1 pseudogene is annotated in these 1,000 nt (G+C 71.6%); it reads right to left on the bottom strand.

The features are described from left to right. Positions 1-1,000, bottom strand: a pseudogene (locus ACMO6A_RS01195) (ATP-dependent helicase); the annotation flags it as partial.

Genomic DNA, 1,000 nt, shown 5'->3' with positions numbered 1-1,000 from the left:
CGTGCGAGCAGTTCGTCCAGGGGGTGGAGCGCATCCTCGCCGCCATCGCTTTCGGCCGACGCCGCACGGGATCCTTCGATTTCGCGCTGCGCGCTTCGCTCGGGATCACGTAAGGGGGCTTGCGCTTGGCCGGATTGGCTGGCGGGGCGGTTGAGCGCGTCGGCCCACGGGGGGATCGTCGCGCCCAGCGCATCGCGCAGAAACGCCGCATCGTCGACGGCCGCCCAGAGCTCCTTGCCGCCCAACACGACCGTAAACGCCCGATGGGCGCGCTGCAGCTCTTCGAGCAGCGCATGCGCTTCCTCTTCGGTGGCCACTTCGCCGCCCCCTTCGTCCGCTGCCCCGTCGTCGTCCGCTTCGGCGTCCGAACGCATGCGCAACGCCGCCTCCTCGACGGACAGAGGCCCCAGCACGCGCAGCAAGTCGGCCGCGCCCTCGACGCCGCGCATGCGCCGATCGGGAGCAAGGCGCTGCAAGCCGGCCTCCACGCCGGCTATCACGTCCGCGTCCAGCACGTCGCCCAAGTCGGTCGAGCCCAGCAGCTCGCCCAGCAGCGTGGGGTCGAGCGACAGCAGCGACGCGCGTTGCTCGGCGTGCGGCAGGTCGCCCGCGTAGAGGTGCTCGCCCACGTACCCGAACAGAAGCGGCGCCGCGAACGGCGACGGCACCGACGTCTGCGCCTCCACCAAGCGCACCGATCCCGCCTGCACCTGCTCCATCAGCTCGTGCAGCGCCCTCATGTCGTACACGTCCTGCAAGCACTCGCGCGCCGTTTCCACCAGGATGGGGAACTCGTGCTCGCGGCGCGCGGCTTCGAGCAGCTGGCCCGCCTTGAGGCGCTGCTGCCACAGCGGCGCGCGCTTGCCGGGTGCCGCCGGCGACATGAGCAGGGCGCGGGCGGCGCACTCGCGGAAGCGCGCCGCGAACAGCGACGTGGAGTCCACCCGGTCGCGCACGATGCGGTCGAGCTCGTCGGGATCGAAGATGAACAGCTCGGCAC

It is taken from the genome of Eggerthella sp. (assembly GCF_048329335.1).
Classification (GTDB): Bacteria; Actinomycetota; Coriobacteriia; order Coriobacteriales; family Eggerthellaceae; genus Eggerthella; species Eggerthella lenta.
Note: the sequence above shows the minus strand (reverse complement) of the source record. Positions and strands in the feature narration are given on the sequence as shown.